Origin of the sequence: Actinomadura keratinilytica, assembly GCF_039539665.1 — a bacterium.
Lineage (GTDB): Bacteria > Actinomycetota > Actinomycetes > Streptosporangiales > Streptosporangiaceae > Spirillospora > Spirillospora keratinilytica.
The window spans coordinates 1-4881 of sequence record NZ_BAABDO010000217.1; the positions used below are offsets into that span (position 1 = coordinate 1).

Annotated in this window: 4 protein-coding genes and 1 pseudogene; 4 read left to right on the forward strand and 1 reads right to left on the reverse strand. The window is 67.5% G+C overall.

The genetic code is table 11. From position 1 onward, the window contains the following. Positions 1-242: hypothetical protein (locus ABD879_RS32010; protein WP_345025527.1), on the reverse strand; the 242-nt coding region annotated here is incomplete at its 3' end. A 285-nt stretch (positions 243-527) separates the two neighbouring features. On the opposite strand from ABD879_RS32010, the gene ABD879_RS32015 reads away from it, so the two are divergent. The 4 genes and pseudogenes from ABD879_RS32015 to ABD879_RS32030 form a co-directional block, all read left to right on the forward strand. Then, positions 528-1601 (forward strand): NAD-dependent epimerase/dehydratase family protein, encoded by a 1074-nt coding sequence (locus ABD879_RS32015; protein WP_345025528.1) that lies wholly within the window; start codon positions 528-530, stop codon positions 1599-1601. Beyond that, positions 1598-2569: a thymidylate synthase gene (locus ABD879_RS32020; RefSeq protein ID WP_345025529.1), complete on the forward strand. Its 972-nt coding sequence runs from the start codon at positions 1598-1600 to the stop codon at positions 2567-2569. Before ABD879_RS32015 ends, ABD879_RS32020 begins: the two co-directional genes overlap by 4 nt. Beyond that, positions 2566-4404, forward strand: coding sequence for a carbamoyltransferase family protein (locus ABD879_RS32025; protein WP_345025531.1), 1839 nt, complete (start codon positions 2566-2568; stop codon positions 4402-4404). Before ABD879_RS32020 ends, ABD879_RS32025 begins: the two co-directional genes overlap by 4 nt. Continuing rightward, positions 4404-4881: pseudogene (locus tag ABD879_RS32030) on the forward strand (hypothetical protein); the annotation flags it as partial. The gene ABD879_RS32025 and the pseudogene ABD879_RS32030, both read left to right, overlap by 1 nt.

The following is a 4881-nucleotide window of genomic DNA, read 5'->3' on the forward strand; positions in this document are numbered from 1 at the left end:
AGGCGATCCTCACCCTCCACCACCAGGCCCAATGAGGATGGAAACAGTTCACTGAGTACTTGGACGACCAGCGATCGCAAGGGGGGTTTCGGCGTCTGCCCCTGGATCCACTTGTAAGGGGTCTTCGGATGCACGCGCTGCGGGAGCCTGAGCGTTTCGGCCAGCGCGTTAACTCGTCCGGCTAAACGTTCGCCGTTCATGCCGATCGTAGCCAGCAGCTCCTTCAGCGGCGCGTCAGGCATGGGACCTCCATGAGTGGCGCAACCGGCTCCGCGCGGCGCTTCCTCCGCAGCACATTGGACACGGTACTGGCGACAGTAGACGAGCTGATGCTGGTGAGCTATGGCCACTACCGGTTCGCTATGCGCGCTACCAGGCCACTACTGGCCGCTACAGGGGGCTCAGGTCCGCACCATCGGCACCACTGTCGGGCGGACCTGTCGTCGGGCTTGTCTATGAGGCGTGAGGTCCTGGGATCCGATTGCGGAGATCACCTCTGCGCCCTCGGACCGGAGAGGCGGTACCCCATGGTGGAGCGTTCTGATCTTCTCTCGCAGTTGCCGCCCACGTCGACGACCTTGTCGAGGCCGGTGCTGGTGACCGGCACGGAGGGGTTCATCGGTCGGCACCTGCGCGCGGCGTTGGTGGAGCGGAACGTGCCGATGATCGGCGTGGACACACGCTGCCCCGAGCCCAATGACGGAGCGTCGTTGATCGTCAATTCGCGCCTGTGCCAGGTTAAGGCCGATTTGACCACAATGGAACTGAGCGAGCTGTCCGGGCTCCTGGCACAGGTCGGCGCGGTGGTGCATTTGGCGGCGGCCACCGATGTGGCCGCTTCGTGGGATACGGGGTTCGCCGACCACGCAGCGTCGGTGCTGGGCACGCAACGGCTACTGCGCGCATGTCAGCTGGTGGGTGTGCCTCGGGTGGTCCTGGCCTCCTCCTCCCACGTGTACGGGCCGGGTGTGACCGGGCCGGTCAGTGAGGACGCGCCGACCGAGCCGACCTCCCCGTACGGCGTGGCCAAGCTCGCGGCGGAGCGACTGGCACTCGCCTACGCCCGACATCCGCGTTCCACGATGAGCGTTGTTGCGCTGAGGTTCTTCACCGCATTCGGGCCAGGCTGCCGTCCGGCAATGGTGATCAACCGGATGTTCACCGCCGCCGTCAGCGGGCAGCCGCTTCCTCTGTACGGGACCGGCACCGTACCCCACACCTGGACGTACGTCTCCGACCTGGTCGAGGCCACCCTGGCGGCGATTGCCGCGCCACTGGACGCAGGCCAAGGCCTGGTCGTGAACGCAGCCGGAAGCGACGCGGCGTCGCTCCGGCAGGTCGCCGAGAGAATCGGAGCCCTGGTCGGCGCACCGGTGCCGCTGCGGAAGACTGGTGATCGAGCGGGCGATGCCGCCGCCACACGCGCCGACCTGACCCGGGCCGCGCTGGTGCTCAGGTGGTTCCCGAAGGTCGGGCTGGACGAGGGCCTGCGGCGACAGTGGCAGTACCTTCGCAAGATGTTTGCCCCATCCGCACCGCCTGACTGGTCCGAGGCGGCGCCGAGCAGGGCCGAGCCTTCGCGCGGAGGGGCCACGCAATGATCGCGCTGACCAATGACTCGGCAACCGAACTGTGGCGTGATGCCGTCGCGGTCGTCGTGGAACAAGGGGCCGCCTGTGCGCCACGCGGCTTGTCCACCCGGGAAGTCGTTGACGTCCATCTGGAATTGACCTCCCCGCGGCGACGGCTGGTGTGCGCGCCGCCGGTCCGGGTGATCAACGCGGCGTTCGCGGTGGCGGAGACGGTGTGGATTCTGGCCGGAGTGGACGACGGATGGATCTACACCTACAACCAGCGGTTGCGACAGTTCGCCGATGACCACGTCTTGCGCGGCGCCTACGGCCCTCGATTGCGAGCCTGGGCCGGGTGCATTGACCAACTCGATCAGGCCCGCCGTCTGCTGCTGGACGATCCGGAATCACGGCGCGCAGTGGTACAGCTGTGGGACCCGCTCCGCGACCACAAGGGGAACAAAGACGTGCCGTGCACGCTCGGATGGCAGTTCATCCTGCGCGACGGACGGCTGGACCTGCACACCACGATGCGTAGCCAGGACCTGTGGCTGGGCTTCTGCTACGACCTGTTCACTGACACCGTCCTGCATGAGCTGATGGCCAGCTGGGTGGGAGCGGAACTGGGCACCTACCACCACCACGTCATGTCGCTGCATCTCTACGACGAGCATCTGCCTGCCGCCCAAGACCTGCTGACGGGTCTCGCGGTCCGCCCGAGCCCGGTGATGCCGCAGTTGAGCGTGCCATGGCAGGACTTCGACACGCTCTTGCAGGCGGTGATCGAGGACCGCGACCTCGATCACCCCGGCTGGGCCAATGCGGCGGCCGTGATGCGCAGCTACCGCATCCGCCGTAGCGGTGACCACGGCGACGCGTACCGCTTGGCCCATGCCACTGGCGGGCCGCTGGGTGAAGCACTGCTCGCCTGGTACGAGCACTTGGACCGCGCCGCCCAACACCTGCCCGACCCGATCCCGGAAAGTGACCGCCCATGAACACGATTACGGCCGCCCCTACGGAGCCGGTGGTGCTCGGCTTGTGCTCGGGCACGCACGACTCTGCCGCCGCGCTCATCGCAGGCCGGCGCCTGGTGGGATTGGTAGAGGAAGAACGCCTCAACGGCGACAAGCACACCCGCGCCTACCCACAGCAGGCGATCTCCTGGCTGTTGGATGAGGCGAACCTGTCGCCGAGCCAGGTCACGCACGTCGCCTACAACTTCGACCCGCGCCGTTACCTGACGGCTGCCGCCGCCTCACTGGCCTATCTGCTGTGCCCGACCACAATGCGGCGTTCCCTGCCGCGCGCCCGCTCGTTCGCTCGCGTCCACCTCTTGGCCCGCGAGCGGTACGCCCAGTTCGCACGTTGCTTCCCGAACGCGGCCATAACCGGCGTGGAGCATCACCTTGCGCACGGGTTGTACGCCCTCGCCGCTGGTGCCGACCGGCTCGCCCCTGCACGCGGGGCGGCGGTGCTGGTAGTCGACAGCCTCGGAGAGTCTGCGACCACCACCATCACCCACGCACGCCGTACCGCCGACGGGCGTCTGCACCTGCGTCGCCTGCTCACCGTCAACGATCCCGCCTCCCTCGGGTATGTCTACGGTGCCGTCACGGCGCACCTGGGCTGGCGACGCGGTGACGAGGAAGGCACGGTGATGGCGCTGGCCGCCACCGGCGACCCGGCCCGCTTTCGAAACCTGTTCCGCCAGGCCATCCCGCTCACTTCCAGCGGCTTTCGTGTGGACGTGCGGTGGTTCCCGCTGCGGGTGCTGTCACGGGCGTGGCCGCGCGTCAGCGAGGCGTTTATCGCCGCGACCTGCCCACCTCGCGCCCCAGACGCCCCAGTGGAACAGGTCCACCGGGATCTGGCCGCCGCGCTTCAGGAGCGTATCGAGCACGTCATGGTGCACCTTGCACGGCTGGCGCGGGCCCTGACCGGCGAGCCGGTGCTGATGGTCGGGGGCGGGGTCGCGATGAATTGTGTAGCCATTGGAAAGATCTGCCAGCAGGCCGAGTTCGAGCAGGTCACCGTTCCGCCCGCCCCCGGGGATTCAGGTACGGCAGCAGGTGCGGCCCTGGCATTGCATCGAACGCTCACCGGGCGTCTCCCGTCCGGCGTCGCAGGAGCCTGTTATCTCGGTCCCAGCTACGACGAGGTACGGCTGTCTCGCCAACCGCGGCCGGGGCTGATCGCGGTTCGGCTCTCCGAGCCCGCCGAACTGATCGCGCAGCGGCTCGCAGATGGGCAGATCGTCGGTCTGTTCCAAGGGCGGCTGGAGGCTGGGCCGCGTGCACTGGGCAACCGCTCGATCCTGGCGTCACCGCTGACGCCCGGCGTGGTGGACCGGCTGAACGCCACGGTGAAGTATCGAGAGCCATTCCGGCCATTCGCGCCCGTCGTACTCGCCGACCACGCCAGCGACTATTTCACCCTCGCCCAGCCGTCGCCGTTCATGTCGATCGCCTCAGGTGTGACCGACCTCGCCCGGCAGACGGTCCCCGCGGTTGTGCACGTCAACGGCACGGCTCGTGTGCAGACAGTCACGCACGAGCAGAACTCGCTCCTGGCCGAGATCCTGGCCGAGTTCGCCGCCATCACCGGCCACCCGGTACTGATCAACACCTCGCTGAACGTCAAGGGCAAACCGATCTGCGGCACCGTCGACCAGGCATTGGACTGCCTGACAGCATCCGGGTTGGACGCGGCCTTGATCGGCGAGTGGTGGGTGACCAAGACCGCACGCTCCAACGTATCCCCGCTCACCGCCACTGCGCAGAGCGCTCCGTCATCGGGCGCCGACTTCAAACCAGACATGGAGGCCGAGTGATGAGAATCGGCTACAGCTTCTGGGGTTTCCTCGGCGCGGGAATCACGGACACCCCCGATGGCGGACGCAGCCACCGCCGCACCCTTATCGACGGCATCATCACCGACCTCGGCCACGAAGTCGTCTTCCTTCAGGCCAACCGTGACCTGGACGAGGCCGACGAGGACCTGCGCGACCACTACACCTGGGACAGCGGCTTTCCGAACGTGGACGCGCTGATGCTGGAATGGCGTTGGCCGATCGAAGGCCGCAACACCACCACCTGCGGCAGCCCCGGCCACACGTGCGACCTGCACCGCCAAGCCGAGCTCCTGGCCCACTACACCCGCGACCGGCACATCCCTACCCTGATCTGGGACAAGGATCTTCAGCTCGCCACCGATGCCTCGCTGCGGCACGCGCCACACGTGACCGTCTGCGAGGCTGGACCGCCCCGGCGATCTTGGAGGCTAGATCGTCTGGTTCTCGGCTGCCGAG